At 71.2% G+C, this 20856-nt stretch carries 15 protein-coding genes; 3 read left to right on the plus strand and 12 right to left on the minus strand.

Annotation, left to right across the window (positions count from 1 at the left end):
* Window positions 1-1224, minus strand: coding sequence for an arginine deiminase (locus AB0D34_RS07025; RefSeq protein WP_362657648.1), 1224 nt, complete (start codon window positions 1222-1224; stop codon window positions 1-3).
* A 123-nt stretch (window positions 1225-1347) separates the two neighbouring features.
* On the opposite strand from AB0D34_RS07025, the gene AB0D34_RS07030 reads away from it, so the two are divergent.
* Together AB0D34_RS07030 and AB0D34_RS07035 are read left to right on the plus strand one after the other, a co-directional pair.
* Entirely contained in the window at window positions 1348-2352 is a 1005-nt protein-coding gene (locus tag AB0D34_RS07030; RefSeq protein WP_362657651.1) for an SPFH domain-containing protein, read from the plus strand.
* Window positions 2349-3239 (plus strand): hypothetical protein, encoded by an 891-nt coding sequence (locus tag AB0D34_RS07035; RefSeq protein ID WP_362657654.1) that lies wholly within the window; start codon window positions 2349-2351, stop codon window positions 3237-3239. Before AB0D34_RS07030 ends, AB0D34_RS07035 begins: the two co-directional genes overlap by 4 nt.
* Window positions 3240-3242: 3 nt before the next feature.
* Here the strand turns inward: AB0D34_RS07035 and AB0D34_RS07040 are convergent, their stop codons facing one another.
* The 10 genes from AB0D34_RS07040 to AB0D34_RS07085 all read right to left on the minus strand — a co-directional run bounded on the left by AB0D34_RS07040 (window position 3243) and on the right by AB0D34_RS07085 (window position 19740).
* A complete protein-coding gene (locus AB0D34_RS07040; RefSeq protein ID WP_362657656.1) occupies window positions 3243-4904 on the minus strand; it encodes an HEXXH motif domain-containing protein in 1662 nt (553 codons plus the stop codon).
* 106 nt (window positions 4905-5010) lie between these two features.
* The gene (locus AB0D34_RS07045) at window positions 5011-5199 is read right to left on the minus strand and encodes an aldo/keto reductase (RefSeq protein ID WP_362657659.1); all 189 of its coding nucleotides are present in this window, start codon (window positions 5197-5199) and stop codon (window positions 5011-5013) included.
* 75 nt (window positions 5200-5274) lie between these two features.
* On the minus strand, window positions 5275-6423 hold the full coding sequence (locus AB0D34_RS07050; RefSeq protein ID WP_362657662.1) for a caspase family protein: 1149 nt from the start codon (window positions 6421-6423) through the stop codon (window positions 5275-5277).
* Window positions 6420-7583 (minus strand): hypothetical protein, encoded by a 1164-nt coding sequence (locus AB0D34_RS07055; RefSeq protein ID WP_362657665.1) that lies wholly within the window; start codon window positions 7581-7583, stop codon window positions 6420-6422. The genes AB0D34_RS07050 and AB0D34_RS07055 overlap by 4 nt, the downstream gene beginning before the upstream one ends.
* A 67-nt stretch (window positions 7584-7650) precedes the next feature.
* Window positions 7651-11898, minus strand: a complete 4248-nt coding sequence (fxsT, locus tag AB0D34_RS07060) for an FxSxx-COOH system tetratricopeptide repeat protein (protein WP_362657668.1) — start codon at window positions 11896-11898, stop codon at window positions 7651-7653.
* A complete protein-coding gene (locus AB0D34_RS07065; RefSeq protein WP_362657671.1) occupies window positions 11898-12956 on the minus strand; it encodes a MoxR family ATPase in 1059 nt (352 codons plus the stop codon). Before AB0D34_RS07065 ends, fxsT begins: the two co-directional genes overlap by 1 nt.
* Complete coding sequence (locus tag AB0D34_RS07070; protein ID WP_362657674.1) at window positions 12953-14464, minus strand: hypothetical protein; 1512 nt, start codon at window positions 14462-14464, stop codon at window positions 12953-12955. The genes AB0D34_RS07065 and AB0D34_RS07070 overlap by 4 nt, the downstream gene beginning before the upstream one ends.
* A 208-nt stretch (window positions 14465-14672) precedes the next feature.
* Window positions 14673-17216 carry a polynucleotide kinase-phosphatase gene (locus AB0D34_RS07075; protein WP_362657677.1) on the minus strand — a complete coding sequence of 848 codons (2544 nt, stop codon included), beginning with the start codon at window positions 17214-17216 and terminating at the stop codon, window positions 14673-14675.
* Window positions 17213-18685 (minus strand): 3' terminal RNA ribose 2'-O-methyltransferase Hen1, encoded by a 1473-nt coding sequence (locus tag AB0D34_RS07080; protein WP_362657679.1) that lies wholly within the window; start codon window positions 18683-18685, stop codon window positions 17213-17215. Before AB0D34_RS07080 ends, AB0D34_RS07075 begins: the two co-directional genes overlap by 4 nt.
* Window positions 18686-18816: 131 nt before the next feature.
* Window positions 18817-19740, minus strand: a complete 924-nt coding sequence (locus tag AB0D34_RS07085) for an LLM class F420-dependent oxidoreductase (RefSeq protein ID WP_362657682.1) — start codon at window positions 19738-19740, stop codon at window positions 18817-18819.
* 186 nt (window positions 19741-19926) lie between these two features.
* Here AB0D34_RS07085 and AB0D34_RS07090 point away from each other — a divergent pair, with 186 nt between their 5' ends.
* A complete protein-coding gene (locus tag AB0D34_RS07090) occupies window positions 19927-20067 on the plus strand; it encodes a hypothetical protein (RefSeq protein ID WP_362657685.1) in 141 nt (46 codons plus the stop codon).
* A gap of 185 nt (window positions 20068-20252) precedes the next feature.
* On the opposite strand, the gene AB0D34_RS07095 is transcribed toward AB0D34_RS07090, so the two are convergent.
* The gene (locus AB0D34_RS07095; RefSeq protein WP_362657688.1) at window positions 20253-20723 is read right to left on the minus strand and encodes a DUF6099 family protein; all 471 of its coding nucleotides are present in this window, start codon (window positions 20721-20723) and stop codon (window positions 20253-20255) included.
* Window positions 20724-20856 lie beyond the last annotated feature (133 nt).

Here is a 20856-nt window from a genome sequence, read left to right on the forward strand (position 1 = left end):
CTATACAGCCTCCCTCTCCACCGGACAGCTCATACAGCGCGGTCCGCCCCTCCCCCGTCCCAGCTCGCTGCCCGGGATCTCGATGACCTCGATGCCCTGTTTACGCAGGTGGGTGTTGGTGGTGGCGTTGCGCTCGTAGGCGACGACGACTCCCGGTTCGACCGCGAGGACGTTGCAGCCGTCGTCCCACTGCTCGCGCTCGGCCGCATGCACGTCCTGGGTGGCGGTCAGGACCCGGATCGCGTCGAGGCCGAGGGCGGCGGCGATCGCGCGGTGCATGTGCTCCGACGGGTGGTCGGTGACCTTGAGTTCCTTGTCGCCGACGCCCGGCTCGATGGTGTACGAGCGGAGCATGCCGAGTCCGGCGTACTGGGTGAAGGTGTCGCCGTCGACCATCGTCATCACGGTGTCGAGGTGCATGAAGGCGCGCCGCTTCGGCATGTCCAGGGCCACGATCGTCTGCGCGGAGCCCTCGGCGAAGAGCTTGTGCGCGAGCATCTCGACCGCCTGGGGCGTGGTCCGCTCGCTCATGCCGATGAGGACGGCGCCGTTGCCGATGACGAGGACGTCCCCGCCCTCGATGGTGGAGGGGTAGTCGGCCTGCCCCTCGGACCAGATGTGGAACGTTTCGTCACGGAAGAGCGGGTGGTGGCGGTAGATCGCCTCGAAGTGCACCGTCTCACGCTGCCGGGCCGGCCACTTCATGGCGTTGACGGAGACGCCGTCGTAGATCCAGGCCGAGGTGTCGCGGGTGAAGAGGTGGTTGGGCAGCGGGGCGAGGAGGAAGTCGTCGAGGTCCATGACGTGGAAGCGCACGGAGGTCGGCTCCGCGTGCGTGTCGAGGAACTCCCGCTTGGTCATGCCGCCGACGAGGGCCTCGGCCAGCTCTCCGGCGGGCAGCGTCTCGAAGGAGGCCCGGAGGTGGTCCGTGGCCAGCGGGCCGTACTCCTTCTCGTCGAAGACGCGGTCGAGGACGAGGGACCGGGCCGCCGGGATCTCCAGGGCCTCGGTGAGCAGGTCGCCGAAGAGGTGGACGGCGACACCGCGGTCGCGCAGCACGTCGGCGAACCCGTCGTGCTCGGCGCGCGCCCGGCGCACCCACAGCACGTCGTCGAAGAGCAGTGCGTCCTTGTTGCTGGGGGTGAGCCTTTTGAGCTCGAGATCCGGCCGGTGCAGGATGACGCGGCGCAGCCGCCCGGCCTCGGAGTCGACATGGAATCCCATGCCTCCATCCTGACCAACGCAAGGTGTGTTGACCCCTCGGTTCGGCGGAGTTTCTTGTTCTCGTCCCCTTGACGATAAACGGCATGCGCGGTTATCGTCGTACGGACGAAAAGAGGGGGCTCGATGGCCGACATCACCCGGCGCCTCGGCTGGCGCCATCTGCGCGGCGCACCCACGGCGCACATCCGGCACCACCGCGGCGGCACACTGCTGCACGACGGCCCCGGACTCAGCTTCTGGTACCGCGCACTGACCACAGCGCTCTCCGAAGTGCCGGTCGACGACCGTGAGTTGGCCATGACGTTCCATGCCCGTACGTCCGACTTCCAGGACGTGGCGGTCCAGGCGACGGTCACCTACCGGATCGGCGACCCGGCCCTCGCCGCCGCCCGCCTGGACTTCTCGATCGACCCGGACACCGGGGTGTGGCGGGGCGCTCCCCTGGAGCAACTGGGCACCCTGCTCACCGAGACGGCCCAGCAGCACGCGCTCGACGTACTGGCCCGCACGCCCTTGTCCTCCGCCCTGGTGGACGGCGTGACCGCGGTGCGGGAACGGATCGCGGCGGGCCTGGACGCGGAGCCACGGCTCCCGGCCACCGGCATCGAGGTGGTCGCCGTACGGGTGATGGCCCTGCGTCCCGAGCCCGAGGTGGAGCGGGCGCTGCGCACCCCGGCCCGCGAACAGATCCAGCAGGAGGCCGACCGGGCGACCTACGAACGGCGGGCCGTCGCCGTCGAACGCGAGCGGACCATCGCCGAGAACGAACTGGCCAGCCAGATCGAACTCGCCCGCCGCGAGGAGCAGTTGGTGGAACAGCGCGGAACCAACACCCGCCGCGAGGCGGAGGAGCACGCGGCCGCGGACGCGGTACGGGCGGAGGCGGAGGCGACCCGTTCGGTACGGCTCGCCCACGCGGAGGCCGACGGGGTGCGCGCGGTGGGTGACGCCAAGGCACAGGCACAGGCCGCCTGGTTGCGGGTGCACGCGGATGTCGACGTCGCCACCCTGCACGCCCTCACCGGGACCCGGCTCGCGGAGAACATCCCGAACATCGACAGCGTGACGATCTCGCCGGACGTCCTGACGGGGCTGCTGGCCAGGCTGGGCGCACGGGAGCCGGAGTGAGCCTCGCGCCACGGGCCGTCCTGGTCCATCGCACCACGGAGTACGAGGAGTTGGTGGCCCACCACGGCACCCACGGCCAGGCCGCCTTCTTCCTCGCCTCCCGGGGCCGGGACATCGAGGAGGTCGCCGAACGCCACCACCGCACCCGGCGGGCGCTCGCCGAGGTCACCGCCGCGATTCCGCTGACCTGGCGTCAGGCGCGGGTGGAGCGGGCCGACCTGGACCGTTTCCTGTTCGCGCCCGAGGACGTCGTGGTCGTGGTCGGACAGGACGGACTGGTGGCGAACACCGCCAAGTACCTTTCCGGGCAACCGGTGTTGGGCATCGACACCGAACCCGGCCGCAACCCGGGCGTGTTGGTACGCCACCGCCCGCGGGACGCGGCGGAGTTGCTGGCGGTGGCCGGTGCGAGCGTCGACGAGCTGACGATGGTCGAGGCCGTCGCGGACGACACCCAGCGGCTCGTCGCGCTGAACGAGATCTACCTGGGCGCCGCCGGTCATCAGACCGCCCGATACCGCCTGGGCCTGGAGGGCGACGGGGGTGTCGTCGAGGCCCAGGCTTCCTCCGGGGTGCTGGTGGGGACGGGGACCGGGGCCACGGGCTGGCTCCGCTCGGTGTGGCAGGAGCGGGGCGGTGCCCTACGGCTGCCGGCCCCGACGGAGACCCGCCTGCTCTGGTTCGTCCGCGAGGCCTGGCCCTCCCCGGCCACCGGCACCTCCCTGACCGCCGGCGAACTCCCCGCCCCCACCCGCCTCCGCCTCACCGTCGAGTCCGAACGGCTGATCGCCTTCGGGGACGGGATGGAGGGCGACGCGCTGGAGCTGACGTGGGGGCAGACGGTGGAGGTGGGGGTGTGCGGCGAGCGGTTGCGGTTGGTGGGGTGAACCTCAGCAGTCGCTTGGCGACGGCTGCAGCAGTTCCGGACGGGCCAGCATCCGGCGGGCGGCGCGACCGGGCTCAAGTGCGGCGCGGGCGACGATCCATCCGGCGAGCCGGTGCGGTTCGGCCGGGTCGCCGACCAGGGCGTCGCCGTACCGGGCCAGGGCGGCGGCCGGGTGCCCAGCTGCCAGGTACTCGTCGGCGGTGCGTGGGACGGCCGGGCCGGTGGCGAAGGCATGAGTGCGCAGGTCCGGCCACGAGGTTCGGTCGGGCCGGAACCTCGGCGGCTCCGAACCAGAACGCGGGAGGACGTTGCGCAACCGCCATTCGGTACGGTGCAGGGCGGCTGCCGTACGGGCCCGGCGAAGCGCGGCCTGCGGGACGGGCTCACGTAGCCAGCCGTCCAGGGTGCGGGCGAGGCCGGTCACCAGCGCACGGCCCTGCACGGTGAGCCGACCGCTGGTCAGGAGGGTGCGGACGACGAGCCGGCTCTGCAGGCGTCGTAGCGCGAAGTGGTAACCGGCCTCCTCGGCCGGCCGGTTGTCCCGGGCCTCAGCCAGCCGGTCCCGCCAGAAGCCGGCGACACCCGTGAACGCATACGCGCCGTGCAGCAGGCCGGTGAGGTGGCGCGGGTCAGCACGCCAGGGCGCGTAGTACCGCTCCGCCCGGTCGTCGTCGAGCAGCGGGAACAGGTGCAGGAGAGCGGCCAGCTTGCTGTGCTGGAACTCGTGGACGAGCGTCTCGGCGAGCGCGAGCGAGGAGCCGGGGCGGGCGATGACCATGGCGCCGAAGGAGTCACCGCTGGTCGCCGACACACGTACGTCGGACGGCGGCGGTGGGTTGACGCTGGTCCGTCCCCATGGGACGACGGTGCGGACCATGCCCGGGTCAAGTCGCCCTGGCCCCGGTTCCGGTCGGGAGAGGAAGGCGGCGGCCTCCTCGAACATCTCCTGCCACGCCGCGGCTTCGTCGGCGTCGAGTCGTGCGGCGGGCACGGGTTCGTCGAGGTCGCGGTACGGGTCAAGATCGTCGAGCGGAATGATGGCCGTGCCCGAAGGGCCGGTGTACACGAGTGCGCGCAGAGGGATCCAGTGCGATGCGCCCACCGCCGGAGCGAGTTCCTCGGCGGCCGGGACGAGTGTGGGGCGGCAGGTGAGCGTGGCTGTGTCAACAGTGCTGGATGTCAGGGTGAGTTCGCCCCGCTCCGCCTGCGCCCTGCCGACCGTCGGCCCCGGCCCGGCTCCGCTCAGCCATGCCGTGCCCAGCCCCGGGAGGTGCAGTGCGCCGTCCGTGAGGGGGACGAGGAGGTCTGCGCGGGTCCCTGCCCTGAGGGCCGCCGTGACTGCGAGTGTGCACAGGTGGCCGGTCTCCGTCCACAGGGGCGGGCCGCCCGCGCTGTCGTGCAGTCGGCGCAGCGTGTGCGCGAGCCAGCTGCCGGTCTGCGGGGCCAGGAGCAGCCGCTCGACCGGGTCGGGAGCTTCCGCGGCTGTGTCCCGGAGAGTCCGCCACGCCTCCGCAGGCGGAGAGAGCGGTGTGGGCAGGGCGGCCAGCTTGGCCAGGAGGGTGCGCAAGAGGAGCAGTCTGCGTGCCCGCTCGCCGCGTTCCAGAAGGGCGAGCGCCTCGGGCGAGCCACCCCCGCCGGCCAGCTCGGCGAAATACCGGTTGGGCATACGGAGTGGGGAGCGATGTTGTGCGGGGCTCATATCCGGGAGGCCTCCGGGGTGGATCCGGACGGATGGGCGGTACGACGGGCCCTGCGCGGGCAGGATGACGTCGCTACTCGGCCCTGGCAGGCCCCGGTTCGCCGCCGCCTCTCATGCTGGTGCGGGGACGCAGCACCTCTTCCAGGAGCCGGTCGGTGCGGCCGAGCGGTGACAGGGACTCGAGGGCGGCGAGAGGCATGTCGGTGAGGTCCGTCAGGTCTGATTCCCAGCTCGGGACATCCGGCTCGGGAGTCCGGTGCAAGATGCCTCCCCCTTCTTCTCGACGGTACCCAGGGCACCGGAACCGGTCCGGCACTGTGGCCCGACGACCGCCCGATCATCGCACATGATGTCCCGTCCCTTTCCTCGCGTTATGTGAGCGTGCCAATTCACGCAGTGCGGCAGCCAGTTCGGTACGTCGTCCGGGATCGCCGTCCACGGAGAGCACCGCGTCGTACAGCTCCCACAGTGCTTCCGGGGAGCGCCGGACCAGCGCGGTCAGAACGCCGCTGGCATCGGTGCGGGGCCTGGGGTGTCGCGGCAGCATCGCGGCGGTCTCGGGGCTCAACGCGGCGATCACGGTCTGCCGTTCCACAGGATCGTTCATCAACGGGTAGGCGAGCAGGGCCTCCACAGCCCGTCCCAGCGGGGAGGCCGGGCGTTCCGCGTCGAGGGGGCGGGCCGCGGGCAGGACTTCGGTGCGGCCGGGAATCCGGAGCTGTATCTCGGGGTGCTGAAAGGTACGGCCCGAGGCCCGCAGGGCCCCGATCCGTTCCCGTACGCCAGAGAACAGCTCTTCCGGATCGGGATGCGCGGGCAGGACGGACGCACGGTCTGCGAGGAGAGCGAGAAGTACGTCCGAGAAGAGGCCGGTGGCCCGTACCGGATCGTTGACGGCCTGCCGGCCGGCGCCCGCGGCGCGCAGCAGTGTCTGCCGGTGGACGAGGGTGCGCCGGCCGGAAGGCAGGGTGTCGGCGGGCAGTGGGTCGCGGAAGGCGAGCTCCTCCTCGAAGGTCTCGCATGCGTCCACGATCCACAGCTGCTCGGCGAACGCGGGTACGGCGTCGCTGGTGTAGCGGGTGAGGGCGGACTCCAGGTCGATCGACACCTTGTCAGCCGTGGTGGCGTCCGCACAGAACAGGCGCATGTGCCCGGCCCGGTCGAGGACTCCGTGCCCGCCCCACCACACCCACAGGAGGTCGCCCTGGGCCGCCGGCAACTCGCGCACCAAAACACGACGGAGCGTGGCCTGGTCGGCCGACCGATGGTCGACGCCCGGTACGAAAGGCGGCAATGGCGCCAGATGGAGGCTCAGCTGTGTCTCCGGCACCCCGGCGGACGTGAGCAACCGGTGGAAGGCGACGGCGTCCCGGGCGGGCCCGGGCAGATCCCAGGAAGTGCCCGCTTCGTAGCTCTCGATGCCCACGATCAGGGCGTGGACGGAGGTGGGGTCCAGGCGGGGCGCGGGGCGGTCCGGGCCGGTCATGGCAGGTGTTTCGCGATGCATCGGTACACGTCCGGGTTGGTCCAGTAGGCGCTGTGGGCGGCGGGGAACGGTTGACGGTTGTCGACGCACCGGTCGTCGACCCGGCCGGGGAAGAACGGGGCTCCCAGGTAGCTCAGCAGGTCGCGGCGGTCGTAGAGGTTCAGCCAGTGGGGCACGTGTGCCGGCAGTGGCTCGGGGTGCAGGAGGGAGGGCAGGGAACCCGATTCGTAGAGGAAGGGTCCCTGGGATCCCACTGTCACCAGGAGCCGTACCTGCGGCAGCGGCGTGGTCACGAGGGTGTCCAGGGCGATGATGCCGCCCAGGCTGTGCCCGATGAGGGTTACGGGTGGCTCGCAGCCCGCGAGCAGGGTGCGCAGGTCGGCGCGGAGCGGCTCACCCCGGCTGAGATAGCGCAGGACGTCCCCGGCGACGGGGTGGGCGGCTTCGGTCAGGGGGCGGCGACGGCGTACGGCGGCCCGGGAGGCGGCTGAGCCGGCCGCCCGCAGCAGCAGGGTGCCCAGGCCGCGCTCGGTGCCCCGGGGCGGTGCGCCGAGGGCCTCGCCGAGCCGTTCGGTGACCGCGTCGCGCAGGTCGCCGGACGGTGCGACCGGGGCATCGGAGTCGAGGAGGCCGCCGATGACACTGGCGGTGAGGCTGCGCGCGGCGAGAGCCGCGAGGTCCTCCGCGCCGAGAGCTTCGGAGGCGGGGCCGAGCAGCGGGTGGGCGGCCAGTTCCGTGGCCGCACCGGCCAGACCGGGACCCAACTCGGCCGCAGGCGCGTCACCTTGGGCGGCGAGGGCGGCCAGCCGGTGCCGCATCCGCTGCTGGGGCGGTACCGAGCCGGGCGGCCGCTCGACGGCGGATTCCGTGCCAACCGCGGCGAGGGCCAACTCGGCGTAGGGGTCGTCGTAGAGGACGGCCCAGGCTGCGGTGTCCGCGCCGTCGGCCTCCGGTCCGGCCGGACCACGGGCCGTTCCCTGGGACGGCGGCAGACTCGCCCCGCCTGCGGCGAGCTTCGCCCCGTGAGTGCCTCCCCAGTAGAAGGGCACGATGCGCTGACCGTCACGCAGCGCGGTCAGTCCGGCCGTCACCCGGTCCACGAGCGCCGAGAAGCCCGGTTCACGTACTCCTGTGCCGTGCAGGAAGACAACCGTCGACATGCGTGCCCCGCGTTTCAGGTGGGTCCGAATCACCGGACGTCGGCCAATGTGGGTGGGTTGCGGAGGACTACAGCGGAATGTAGGCCATGTCGCATTCGATGCGCTGACGTTGCCGGGCGCTCAGAATCCAGGGATGGTCGTGCCGGACCACCTGGTGGAGTGCCTCGACCGCGGTGCGTTGCAGTTCGTTCGCCTCCGCGCCCAGCCCCAGGCCCCGCAGGTCGAGGGACAGGTTGGCGGCGCAGGACAGGCTCAGCGGGTGCCGCTCTCCCGCGACCTCGGTCAGGGTCGGCAAGGTGGCCTCGTCGATCGCCCGGGCCTGCTCGAAGTCCAGTCTCGCGTATGCCGTGTTGGCCCGGCCCATGGCGACGGTGAGCACCGTGACGTGGCGGAGCCCGACCGTCCCGGCCAGGCGGCGTGCGACGTCGTCGTCCAGTTCCTCCGCCGCGTCGAGGACACCCATCGCACGCATCGTGGCGGCCTGGTTGGCCCTCGCCACCAGGGTGCAGAGGTGGTCGTCGCCCAGACGTGCCGCCCAGCGCCGCGCGGTCGTCTCGCCCAGTTCGCGCGCGGACGCGAGATCCCCGGCCAGCCGCCTGTCGACGGCCACGTCGAGCGCCGCCGCGAGCGAGTCGGGGTGCTCGGAACCGTAGCGGATCAGAAAGCCCCGCAGGGTTTCCTCGGAGAGCGTGGCGGCCTGGGTGAGTTCCCCGTCCCTGCGTCGGCAGACCGCGAGGGTGAGGGCGATCCGCAGGGTGAGGGGGTGCTCCTCGCCGAACTCCCGCCGTGCCTGGTGGTAGAGGTCCTCCTGGAACGCCCGGGCACCGGGGTAGTCGCCGCTCTCCCGCATGTCGATGGCGAGAGCGTTGAGGCTGTTGAGGGTGAAGAAACTGGCGGACCCGTACAGCATCTCGCGCAGTCGGGCGTTCTCTCTGTCCAGTGGCAGGGCCTCTGCGTACTGCCCGCACAGCCGCAGATCGACTCCCCAGCTGTGGACGGCCCGTAGTGTGATGGGGTCCTCGGTGCCGAACAGGGACCGGGCCAGCCCGGTGGCCTCCGCGCCCAGATCCCGGGCTTCCTGGAACCGCCCTTGGTAGCGGCGCGCGTCGGCCATCTCGCACAGGGAGTCGACGAGGTCCTCCTCGACGTCGATCCGACGGGAGACCTCCAACGCCCGCTCGGTCAGCGGGATGGACTCGGGAATCTGACCGATCTGCCGCAGTGCGAACGCGAAGGTCTTCGCCATGCGGACGACATGCATGTCCTCCTCTCCGGAGGTCGCGAGCCAGGCGCCGTAGGTCCACCGCGCCAGGTCTGCGGCGCCTTCGCGATCGCCCCAGTAGTAGAGGAACAGCACGGTGTCGTGGACCAGTTCACGCACATAGGAGTCGGTGCTGATCGGCGCCTCGGAGCTCAGGACGTGGGGGAGCAGGGCCTGGTAGCCGCGCCACTGCGAAGAGTCGCCCGGCTGGCCCGGTTTGGCGGCCGCCAGCAGTTGGTGGGCGGCATCCTGCGTCTGCTTCCGCTCCGCGGGTGCCAGTTTGGTGAGGAGCACGGTCTGCAACAGCCGGTGCATCTGCAGCGTGTCCGTCCGCGGGTCCAGTCTGACCAGGGAGAACTGGGAGAGATCGCGGATCGCGCGAGCCAGTCTGATCGACTCGCGCAGCAACGGGTCGATCTCGGGCGTGATGTTCAGGCCGCGGATGCTCCGCAGCATGGCGAGCGGTATGGGTTCGGGCGCCATGCACGCGCAGATGTCGAGGAGTTGCCGGGCGCCGGGGTTGTTCGCCCGGATCCGGTCAAGTGAGATGTCCCAGGCGGCGGCCACGGACACCGGGTAGTCGGGACCCGGGTCGAGTTCCAGGACATCCGGACTGCGCCGGTGGAGCAGATCGAGGTATTCGTCGACCTGCATACCGGTGACGGCTCGCCAGGAACCGGCCTGCTCGACGGCGAGCGGCAGATCGCCCAGGGCCTCGGCCAGTCGGTCGGCATCCGCAGTCGCAAGATCGGGCGAGCGTCGCTGAAGCAGTGCCACGGACTCCTCCCGCTCGAACACGTTCACTGACAGTGGGTGTCCGACCCGCTCCCAGGCGCGGTTGCGGGAGGTGACGATGACCTTGCCCGGTCCGCTGGTCGGGAAGTAGCTCCGCACCAGGTCGACGTCCTCGGCGTTGTCGAAGACCAGCAGCCAGCTGCCGTACGGCACTCCGGTGCGCAACGCCTCGAGCACTGCGGGGACGGCCCGGTTGGCGGACCAGACAGCGTTGCCGTCTCCAGGCGGGGCCAGACCCAGCTGGGACGCCAGGGAACTGAGCACAGAAAGAATGAGGGCCTCCCGCTCGGCGGAGATCCAGCAGATCACCTGGTACTCGTGCTGATGGGTGTACACGTACTCCAACGCCAGCTGTGACTTGCCGACGCCACCGAGGCCGAGCAGCGCGTGCGGCAGGACGGCCACCTTCTCCTGAGCGCCCAACTGCTCCTCCATGGCGCGGAGCTGATACCGGCGACCGACGAACGCGGTGTTCCGCAAAGGCACGTTCACCAGCAGGGCCGGGGTGCCCGACGGAATCCTCGTCGGCACAGGCCGTGGCTCCGCCGGTTCCTCCACCGCCGCAGGACCCGTGGCCATCGTGTCCGCGGGCGTCGGCTCGTGTGCCGCCGGGTCGAGCGACACGGCAGGTGTCCGCCGGGCATCGGCGAGGAGACCCCCGGCATCACCTTCGCCCTCTTCGATCAGCCGCGCACGTTCGGCGTACGGCCCCGAAAGCGCCCGCATGACGGCGAGTTCGGACTGCCGCCATCCCGGTGCGCCCTCGTCCGGCAGGGCGGCACCGAGCGGATCGCGCAGGGCGGCGCGCAGGGCGACGCCCCGCTGTCCAGCCGCGGGCAGCTCACCCAGAATGCCGATGGTGCGGGCCAGTTGGGTTCTTGTGGTCGAGGCGAGCAGCGTTTCGCGCACCCCTTCGGCGAACTCGGGGGGCTCGGTGTCGGGGCCGCCCCAGTCGATCAGGCCACCCATCAGAATCTCGGCCAGCTCTTCGGGACCGGTCTCCGGCATGGTGCGCAGCCGGAGCTGCTCAATGAGCTCGAAGTCGAGGGGTACTGCGGCGAGTTGGGTTGCCAGACGGCGGGCCGCGCGAGTGGCCAGGGTGGAGAAGAGCTGTACCGCGGTGCGCGCACGGCGCGGAGCGTGCAGACCCGGAGCGGGGGTTCCGTGCCGCAGCGTGCCGGCCACCACGGCGTGCACCGCGCGGTGCACGCCGGGCTCGGAGACGACCAGATCGGCCCAGGCCGCCAGCGAGCCCGGTTTCAGGGACAGTACCGGGACCGGCACGCCGTCCCGCACCTCGGGCAGGGGGCGCATCGGATCGGGTCCGGGTGCCGGTGGCGCGAGACCCAGTCGGCGGTTGTCCGCGCCGAAGCCCCCGGCCTCCAGCATCACGGCGTGGGGGTACAGCGAGGAGCGGTGGCGCAGATGGGGCCGGAGCAGATGCACGACGGCAGTGGGACCGGCCCGTCCGAGGCGGTCGAGCAGGTGGTCGGCGGGGGGAGCGGCCCAGCCATGCCCCAGACCGTCGGTGACGACCATGAAGACGCGGTCTCCTCTCCCGCCCAGGATCTCCCCCGGGCCCGCCGCGGCGCGGGCCGCGCTCCAGCGCAGTGTCGGCTCACCGACGGCCGGCACGGTGACCCTGACGGTGCGTACGGCCCGGAAGGCGCCGCTCTGTTCGGCGGCGGTGGACAGAGCGGCCACCGCCCCTCCCCAGATCGCCATGGTGGGAGCGTCGTCCACCAGGAGGACCAGGTCGAACGCCGTGGCCTCCGCCGGACGGAACCACGGCATCCACAACCCGTCGTAGACACCGCGCTCCGCCGTGGCCTCCTCGTCCAGCCGCACCGCGTCCCGGGAGGGCACCCGGCGGGCGAGCCGGTGCAGGGCGCGGGCCAGCGCCGCCGTACGGCCGTCCGGTCCGCGGATGCCGGTGTGCACCCGGGGCAGCACGGGCAGCCCCAACCGGACGCGGCGCGGGCCGTCCGGGTCGGGGACGAACGAGGACCACCCCCGGCCGGTGGTGTCGCCGCCGTTCGGCTCCGGCGGCTCGTCGGGCGGGGAGAGGGGCGGGACCGTCGGCGCCTCCGCCGACCGCTCCTCGTCGCCCTCCGGCGGCCGGTCGGTCTCGGTCTTGGAGCGCCCGGCGGTGGGCCAGTGGGCACTCAGCCAGACGGCGTCGGCAAGTTCCCGCCAGTGGGGGAACTGCTCCATCCGGTCGGGGCGGGACGGTGCACGCTCCCGGGGCGCCCCGTCCATCAGCGGCCCTTCGACAGGTCACGCAGCAGCAGCTCCAGCAGCTTGAGCCCGCCGGCGTCGGCCCGGAAGGTGCCCGAACTCGTCAGCTGTACGGCGTTCAGGAGCTGGTCGAGGGAGTGGGTACCACCGTCATTGACCCGCTCGACGAACCGGTCGACCTGGTCCGCCGCATCCGCCGGAAGGACACCCAGGTGACTCTTCACCATGGCGAGCAGCTGCTCCCGGGTGGGGGTGGGCATCTCCAGGGGGAGGCACCGCCGGCGGAACGCCGCGGGGAACTCCCGCTCCCCGTTGCTGGTGATCACCACCACTGGGAACTCCCGGCACTCCACCCGTCCTCTCAGCACCCGCGCGGCCCCCTCCGGATCACTGGTGTGCACACGCGCGCTGTCCATCGCGTCACGCACCAGCTCGGGGATCTCGTAACTGCCGTTCTCCAGTACGTGCAGAAGGTCGTTGGGCAGATCGATGTCGCTCTTGTCGAGTTCGTCGATAAGCAGGACGCGTGGGCGGGCGTGGGGCAACAGCGCGGTGCCCAGGGCGCCCAGCGTGATGAAGTCCCCCAGGGCCGGGGGCGGTTGCCTTTCCGCAGCAAGTTCCTGGTCGGCACGGATCGGCGCCGCAGGATCGGCGCGCCAGGCGGCGATGGCCTGGGCGCGACCGAGAGCATCGTGCGTGTACAGGCCGTCGCGCAGGACCGTCCTGCTGACGATGTTCCACTCCAGTACCCGGCCGAGGCCGAGTTCACGGGCGATCAGGTAGGCGAGTGTGGACTTGCCCATGCCCGGGGAACCCGTGACGAGCAGGGGTCGGCGCAGCATCAGGGCGGCGTTGACGATGTCGCAGCTCTCCTGGTCGAGCTGCGGCACGGCGTCGGCGATCCCCAGGCGGCGCAGCGCCGCCTCGTCGTCGTCCGGCGGCTCGGGTTGTGGCGGGCTGCCGCGAAACCTGCGCCACGGCGGTACGGGCGGCAGTTCGGGCGGTGGCCCCTGCGGGGCGGCCCCAGTGGCGCGGAAGAGGGGCGCGTTGTGCCCGTCCGCTGTTTCCGGCGCGGTCATACCGGGGTCTCCTCACTGTCGATGGTGCCCGCCTCATCAGGGCGTCCGGCCCGTGGTCCGTGCTCCAGGTCGTAGTCGGCGCGCGGCTGGATGTCGACGGGGCGGGTGGGGTCGTCCCAGAAGAAGGCGATGTGCCTGCCCAACAACTCGGATGCGGCGGCATCGAGTTCGGCGGCACGTCTCAGCTCGTGGATGGCATGGGGCAGGTGGGCCGGGTGACGCCGTACGCCGGCGAAGATGCCCGTCACCACTTCCCTCCGTTCCTCCTTGAACTCACCTCTGCGGTCCCAGACCGCGAGCCCGAACCCCTCCGCGACGGCCGCCCTGAACGCCGCCGCGGCCGTGCCACCGTCGGGGGCGTCCAGCACCAGCGCCGTGTGTCCGGGTTCGCCGGCGAGGACGGTCTGCCACTCCCCTGCCCCGCGCGCCGTGGACGCCCGCCAGCCATGGACCGTGATCCCGTGCTTCTGCAGGGCGGCCCACCGCTCGTGCCACTGCGCCCGGACCAGGACGTCGTCGGTACGCATCCGTTCCAGACTGCGCAGATGCACCCCGTACTTCAGACTCAGAGGCAGCGGCTCTCCGTCGCCGGAACGGACGGTCAGTCCCGCGACATCGTGGTTGAGCAGGTCGTACGGCAGAACGAACTCGATGTACGGGGTCGCAGGTCCGAGCTCGGACAACGGTTCACGGAACGCGGCGGAGCGCCGGAGCACCTGCCGCAAGGCGCGCTCGACCACTGCGGCGAGCCCATCGAGGCTGGTCGTCTCGGGGTCGGCGGGCCGAGGGTGCCAGTATCCGGGCACAGTGTTCAGCCAGGGACGGACGACGATCTCGCCGGAGCCGTCTTCGGCCGGTTCGACGGCCACCACCAGGCATCTGGGGATGGTCGGGTCGGCAGTGGCCCGAGCCCGATCGGCGCGACGCAGCTCGAATTCGGGGCGCAGTCCAGCCCGTTCCACCCAGCTCTCGGCCCACTCGGCCACGGCTCGCTGTCGGCTCCGGGTCTGGATCAGCTCGGCGGCATGGTCCATGAGGAGTACGGCGGGCGGCAATCCGTCCGGCTGAACGTTCAACTCCACGAGATAGCCGAAGAGCTGGCCGGGCGCCAGCCCGGCGGGAGGGTCGTGGTGGAGTTCCGTGGCGAGCCGGTCCCGCAACCGGGCTCCGGACAACTCCCCCTCGACGGCGTCCAGAAGGGAGCGCGCGTAATTCACATCATGTTGGGTCAGGGGACCTAACAGCGGCCCTGTGAGGTCGTCCGGGGCGAGCAGTTCCGCGAACTCGGCCGCGGCCCGGCCCCCTTCGAAGATCCCCACGACGTCGACCAACACGCGCTCACCCGCGGGTGCTCTGGACACCGCTCGCACCATCGCGATGACGTCCTGGCGCTGCTTGACCATCCGCAGGTCGATGTGGATGTCCATCAGGTCCGAGAGCACCTCGGCGAAGAGGCCGCGCTCGCTCGGGTCCGCCAGACAGGGCAGCTCGCACAGCGCTTCCGTCAAGCGAAGCAGCCGCTCTCCTCCCGGCGCGCGTCCGGACTCGCTCGATCCCGCCGCTGTCTCCACCGACCTTCCCCCACGAGCCGGTACACCTGACTGACCAGCGAACGTAGCACGTCACCTCACGGCTATCCAGGCCGTCTCAGCGGTCACACATGACGGGTGGGCGCCCCGTTTGTCGCCCACCCGTCGTGTCCGTGAGCCGACCGGCTCACAACCGCGGGTCCACCGGCTCCGACTCCAGCGCCAGCACCCCGAACACCGCCTCGTGCACCCGCCACAGCGGCTCGCCCTCCGCCAGCCGGTCCAGGGCCTCCAGGCCGAGGGCGTACTCGCGGATCGCGAGGGAGCGCTTGTGGTTCAGGAACCTCTTGCGCAGCCGGGTGAGGTTCTCCGGGCGGGTGTACTCCGGGCCGTAGATGATCCGCAGGTACTCCCGGCCCCGGCACTTGATGCCGGGCTGCACCAGACGCCCCTCCGAGCTGCGGACCAGCGCGCCGAGCGGCTTGACGACCATGCCCTCGCCACCGCGGCCGGTCATCTCCAGCCACCAGTCGACACCCGCCCGGACGGACTCCGGGTCGCCGGTGTCGACGTAGAGACGTCGGGTGGTCTGGAGCAGCCCGGTGCCGTCGTGCTCCACCAGCCGGTCCAGCAGGGCCAGTTGCTCGTCGTGCGGAAGCCCGGCGAGGCTGCGGCCCTGGACCGCGAGGATCTGGAACGGTGCCAGGCGGACGCCGTCCAGGCCCTCGGTGGTCCAGCAGTAGCGCCGGTACGCCTCGGTGAACGCCCCTGCCGCGTCCGCTCGTTCGCGCTGACGGGCGAGCAGTTCGGAGACGTCCACACCCCGGTCCGCGGCACCCTGGAGCGCGGCCAGCGCACCCGGGAACACCGCGCCGGACGCGGCGCCGACGGCCGCGTACTGCGACCTCAGCAGACCTGCGGCCTTGAGCGACCACGGCATCAGCTCTGCGTCCAACAGCAGCCAGTCGGTGTCGAGTTCGGACCACAGGCCCGCCTCGCCGATCGCCGTCCGCAGCCGGTCCAGGATCGTCTCCGTCACCGACTCGTCGTCGAAGAACGGGCGGCCGGTACGGGTGTAGAGGGAGCCTGTCGGGCCGTCCACGCCGAAGCGCTTGCGGGCCGCCTCCGCGTCCCGGCACACCAGGGCCACCGCCCGCGAGCCCATGTGCTTCTCCTCGCACACGACCCGCTCGACTCCGTCCCCGGCGTACTGCGCGAACGCCTCCGCCGGGTGCTCCAAGTAGCCCTCGATGTGACTCGTCGCCGTAGGAGCCATGGTCGGCGGAAGGTACGGCAGCAGCCTCGGGTCCACCGCGAAGCGGCTCATGACCTCCAGGGCCGCCGCCGCGTTCTCCTCGCGGACCGCCACCCTGCCCTGGTGCCGGGTCTCGACCGCCCTGCGGCCGTGCACGTCGGCCAGATCGAGCGGCCGGCCGTCGTGCCCGCCGGGCACTTCCGACTTCAGCGGCCTGGCCGGCTCGTACCAGACCTGCTCCGCCGGTACGTGGACCAGCTCACGCTCCGGCCAGCGCAGCGCCGTGAGCTTGCCGCCGAAGACGGCACCGGTGTCCAGGCAGATGGTGTTGTTGAGCCAGGTGGCCTCCGGGACGGGCGTGTGGCCGTAGACGACGGCCGCCCGGCCCCGGTAGTCCTCCGCCCACGGGTAGCGGACCGGCAGCCCGAACTCGTCGGTCTCACCGGTGGTGTCGCCGTACAGCGCGTGCGAGCGGACCCGGCCCGAGGTGCGGCCGTGGTACTTCTCCGGCAGACCGGCGTGGCAGACGACCAGGCGGCCGCCGTCGAGGACGTAGTGGCTGACGAGACCGTCGATGAACTCCCGTACCTCGGCCCGGAACTCGTCCGACACGGCCTCCATCTGCTCGATGGTCTCGGCCAGGCCGTGCGTGTGCTGGACCTTGCGGCCCTTGAGGTAACGGCCGTACTTGTTCTCGTGGTTGCCCGGCACGCACAGCGCGTTGCCCGACTTGACCATGGACATCACCCGGCGCAGTACGCCCGGGCTGTCCGGGCCGCGGTCGACGAGGTCGCCGACGAAGACCGCGGTACGGCCCTCGGGGTGGACGCCGTCGGTGTAGCCCAACTTGCCCAGCAGGGACTCCAGTTCGGAGGCACAGCCGTGGATGTCGCCGACGATGTCGAAGGGGCCGGTGAGGTGGGTCAGGTCGTTGAAGCGCTTCTCGATGACGACGGTGGCGTGTTCTATCTCCGTCACTCCGCGCAGGACGTGCACCTTGCGGAAGCCCTCGCGCTCCAGGTGGCGGATCGAGCGCCGCAGTTCGCGGATGTGCCGTTTGATGACGCGGATCGGCATGTCGGCCCGGTCGGTGCGGCCCGCGTTGCGCTGGGCGCACACCTCCTCGGGCACGTCCAGCACGATGGCGATCGGCAGGACGTCGTACTTCTTGGCCAGGTCGATCAGCTGCCGCCGGGAGTCCGACTGCACGCTGGTCGCGTCGACGACCGTGCGGCGGCCGGCGGCCAGGCGCTTGCCCGCGATGTAGTGCAGGACGTCGAAGGCGTCCTTCGTCGCGCCCTGGTCGTTCTCGTCGTCGGAGACCAGGCCGCGGCAGAAGTCGGAGGAGATGACCTCGGTCGGCTTGAAGTGGCGGCGGGCGAAGGTGGATTTGCCCGACCCGGAGGCACCGACCAGGACGACGAGGGAGAGGTCGGTGACGGGGAGCACCCGTCCCTTGTTCTGTGTCTCGCTCATGCGGCCTTCGCCTCCTTCTCGGTCTTCTCGGTCTTCATGCTGAACACGGCCATCTGAGTGGGTGGTCCCACCTCCGGGTCATCCGGTCCGACGGGCACGAACTCCACGTCGTACCCGTGCCGTTCGGCCACCGCCACGGCCCACGCCCGGAACTCCTCCCGCGTCCACTCGAAGCGGTGGTCGCCGTGCCGGACGTGTCCGGCCGGGAGGCTCTCCCAGCGCACGTTGTACTCGACGTTCGGGGTCGTCACGAGAACCGTGCGCGGGCGGGCCGCGCCGAACACCGCGTATTCCAGGGCGGGCAGCCTCGGCAGGTCGAGGTGCTCGATCACCTCGCTGAGCACGGCGGCGTCGTACCCCTTGAGCCGCTTGTCGGTGTAGGCGAGCGAGCCCTGGAAGAGCTGGACGCGCGAGGCCATCCGCTCCCCCATGCGGTCCAGCTTCAGCCGCCGGGACGCGATGGTGAGTGCCCGCACCGACACGTCGACGCCGACGATCTCGGTGAACCGCGGGTCCTTGAGCAACGCCTGCACCAACTGGCCCTGACCGCACCCGAGATCGAGGACGCGGGCGGCACCGGCGGCACGCAGCGCCTCCAGGATCGCCTCCCGGCGCTGGACGGCGAGCGGGGTCGGCTTCTCCTCGGTCTCGGTCTCCGCCTCGACGGCGTTGTCGATGTCCTCGACCTCGCTGTCGTCGGCCTCGGCGAGCCGCACCAGCTCCAGGCGTTCCATCGCCTCGCGCGTCAGCGACCAACGGCGGGACAGGTAACGGCTGGTGATCAGCTTCTGCTCGGGATGGGCGGACAGCCAGCCCTCGCCGGCCCTGAGCAGCTTGTCGACCTCGTCGGGCGCCACCCAGTAGTGCTTGGCGTCGTCCAGGACGGGGAGGAGGACGTAGAGGTGGCGCAACGCCTCGGCCACCGTGAGCTGCGTGGACTCCAGTTCGAGGCGGACGTAGCGGGAGTCGCCCCACTCCGGGAACTCGGCGTCCAGCGCGACCGGTTCGGCGGTCACGGTCCAGCCGAGCGGCTCGAAGAGACTCCGTACGAGATCCGGGCCCCCACGGGCCGGGAGCGCGGGCACCTCGACATGCAACGGCCTTGCCTGCTGCGGGAGTTCGGGCTTCGCGTTGCACACCCCGCGCATCGCGCTGGAGAAGACCGCGCTCAGCGCCACCGCGAGCAGCGAAGAAGCCGCGTAGGGACGGTCGTTGACGTACTGCGCGAGCGCCGCGTCCGGGGCGCCGCCGCGGCCCTTGCCCTTGCCGCGCCGGACCATCGCCACCGAGTCGAGCTCCAGCAGCAGCGCCGCCGTGCACCGCTGATCGTCCGCCTCGGGATACAGGACGTGCGCCCTGCCGTACGAGGTGGAGAACGCCTGCGCCTTCTCGGGATGCTTGTGCAGCAGGAAGCCGAGGTCGGTGGCGGGGCGCTCTGGAGTGCCGGTGGTGGTGATGGTCAGGAACATGGGCAGGGCCTCTCAGGCCGGTGGAAGGGACTGGCGTTGCCGACGTGCGAAGGCCCCCAGGAAGTGATCCCGGGGGCCCGGCAGGACGACACCCTCAGCTTCGCACAGGGGTTCCGACCAGCGCCTACGATTTACGACAGCTGCGACTGCACCTGCGCCGAGATCAGCTCCAGGTGGTCCAGGTCGTCGAGGTCGAGGACCTGGAGGTAGACCCGGCGCGAACCTACAGCGGCGTAGCGGCCGATCTTGTCGACGACCTCGGCGGGGGTGCCGGCCAGGCCGTTGGTCTTGAGCTCCTCGACCTCGCGGCCGATCGCGGCGGCGCGACGGGCGACCTCCTGGTCGTCCTTGCCGACGCAGACGACGAGGGCGTTGGAGAAGGTGATCGCGTCGGCCTCGCGGCCCGCCTCCTGGGCGGCGGCGCGGACCCGGCCGAACTGGGTCTCGCTGTCCTCGGGCGAGGCGAACGGCATGTTGAACTCGTCGGCGTAGCGGGCGGCGAGGCGCGGGGTGCGGGTCTTGCCGTGGCCGCCGATCAGCACGGGAATCTTGTTCTGGGCGGGCTTGGGCAGCGCGGGCGACTTCGTGAGGTCGTAGTGCTCACCGTGGAAGTCGAAGGTGTCACCGGGCTCGGTGGCCCACAGCCCGGTGACGATCTCCAGCTGCTCCTCCAGGCGCGGGAACTTCTCCTTCGGGAACGGGATGCCGTACGCCGTGTGCTCCTCCTCGAACCAGCCCGCGCCCAGGCCGAGTTCGACGCGGCCGCCTGACATCTGGTCGACCTGCGCGACCTGGATGGCGAGCACGCCGGGCAGCCGGAAGGTGGCGGCGGTCATCAGGGTGCCGAGGCGTATGCGCTTGGTCTCCCGGGCCAGGCCGGCGAGGGTGATCCAGGCGTCGGTGGGGCCGGGGAGGCCGTCGCCGTCACCCATCTTCAAGTAATGGTCGGAACGGAAAAATGCGTCAAACCCGAGGTCTTCGGTGGCCTTCGCGACGGTGAGGAGGGTGTCGTAGCTTGCGCCCTGCTGGGGCTCGGTGAAGATGCGGAGATCCATGGCTCCATCCTGCACGCAGGGGTTCACCGTGGTCCCATCGGTCCCCGTGGCCCCACTCGTCCCCGGGCGGGTGAAAATCCGTCAACGGTGTGCGCGAGGGGTGACCGCGCCAGTGACCGGGCCCTTTGGTGATCGTTGGCTCGGGCGGAGCCGGCTTGTCGTCGCCGGTGCGTCAAGGAGGCCGTCATGTCCGAGGAAACCGTGCCGCTGTCTGTGGGGGCTGGGCAGCCGAAGGGGTTGCTGCAGCAGATGGAGGAGTTGATGGCGGCGCTTAACGCGGATCTTTCGGCATTGGATGCGGATCTTCGGGGAACGGGGTGCTGCTGAGCAGGAAGTCGGCTGAGGACAGTTTCGGCTGCGGGCCGGTGGGGGCTGGTCGCGCAGTTCCCCGCGCCCCTGAGTGAGTTCAGTCCAGGCATGCCTAGCTGCAACTCCTCAGGGGCGCGGGGCTGGGACATCAGCGGCTCCGCCGCGGGGCGCGACCAGCCACGACGCACCCGCAGCCGAAAAACTCACCCCGCCTCCCGTTCAGTCAATCCCTCCCCCCGGTCCGCCAGCCTGCGCAGCATCTGCAGCACCCGGTCCCGGGACTCGTCCGCCGCGTCGATCGCCTCCATGCACTGCCAGTACGTCGTCTCGTCGTCCGCCGCGCAGGCGAGGCCGACCAGGGCTATGCCCACCTCGCCGAGGAGGCCGCCGAGGTAGAGCAGGGCCTGGCGGGCGTCGCCGAGTTCGGTGAGCTGTGCGGCCCGCAACTCCGCCACGGCGATGTCGGGACGGTCCAGGACGCCGCAGCCACGACCCGCGAGTTCGGTCAACCCGAGCGCCTCGCCCCGGAGTTCGGGGGGTCCGGCGACCGCGAGGCGGCTCCCTATGGCCTGGGCCAGGGCCTGCGCCTGCCACACCTCCGCCATGACCTCAGGCGCCTCGCCGCCCCCGGCCAGGGCACGTCTGCTCGTCACGATCAGCCGCACCGCGTCCATCGGCTGCCCCCGTCTGTCCCGACGTACCCGCGGGCACGTCCGCCCGAACTCCCTTGTTCACTACCCAGAGTGAGCTCACTCGGAACGAAAAACCAGAGGTAGACGGAAATCTGTGGACAACGAATCGGTTTCG

Origin of the sequence: Streptomyces sp. NPDC048420 (assembly GCF_040651535.1) — a bacterium.
Taxonomy (GTDB): Bacteria; Actinomycetota; Actinomycetes; order Streptomycetales; family Streptomycetaceae; genus Streptomyces.

Excerpts from the sequence above, each read along its gene's own strand:
- AB0D34_RS07050 (WP_362657662.1), bottom strand. The coding sequence starts at position 6,423 with ATGACCGGCCCGGACCGCCCCGCGCCCCGCCTGGACCCCACCTCCGTC.
- AB0D34_RS07025 (WP_362657648.1), bottom strand. The coding sequence starts at position 1,224 with ATGGGATTCCATGTCGACTCCGAGGCCGGGCGGCTGCGCCGCGTCATC.
- AB0D34_RS07075 (WP_362657677.1), bottom strand. The coding sequence starts at position 17,216 with ATGAGCGAGACACAGAACAAGGGACGGGTGCTCCCCGTCACCGACCTC.
- fxsT (WP_362657668.1), bottom strand. The coding sequence starts at position 11,898 with ATGGACGGGGCGCCCCGGGAGCGTGCACCGTCCCGCCCCGACCGGATG.
- AB0D34_RS07055 (WP_362657665.1), bottom strand. The coding sequence starts at position 7,583 with ATGTCGACGGTTGTCTTCCTGCACGGCACAGGAGTACGTGAACCGGGC.
- AB0D34_RS07080 (WP_362657679.1), bottom strand. The coding sequence starts at position 18,685 with ATGTTCCTGACCATCACCACCACCGGCACTCCAGAGCGCCCCGCCACC.
- AB0D34_RS07095 (WP_362657688.1), bottom strand. The coding sequence starts at position 20,723 with ATGGACGCGGTGCGGCTGATCGTGACGAGCAGACGTGCCCTGGCCGGG.
- AB0D34_RS07065 (WP_362657671.1), bottom strand. The coding sequence starts at position 12,956 with ATGACCGCGCCGGAAACAGCGGACGGGCACAACGCGCCCCTCTTCCGC.
- AB0D34_RS07030 (WP_362657651.1), top strand. The coding sequence starts at position 1,348 with ATGGCCGACATCACCCGGCGCCTCGGCTGGCGCCATCTGCGCGGCGCA.
- AB0D34_RS07040 (WP_362657656.1), bottom strand. The coding sequence starts at position 4,904 with ATGCCCAACCGGTATTTCGCCGAGCTGGCCGGCGGGGGTGGCTCGCCC.
- AB0D34_RS07085 (WP_362657682.1), bottom strand. The coding sequence starts at position 19,740 with ATGGATCTCCGCATCTTCACCGAGCCCCAGCAGGGCGCAAGCTACGAC.
- AB0D34_RS07090 (WP_362657685.1), top strand. The coding sequence starts at position 19,927 with ATGTCCGAGGAAACCGTGCCGCTGTCTGTGGGGGCTGGGCAGCCGAAG.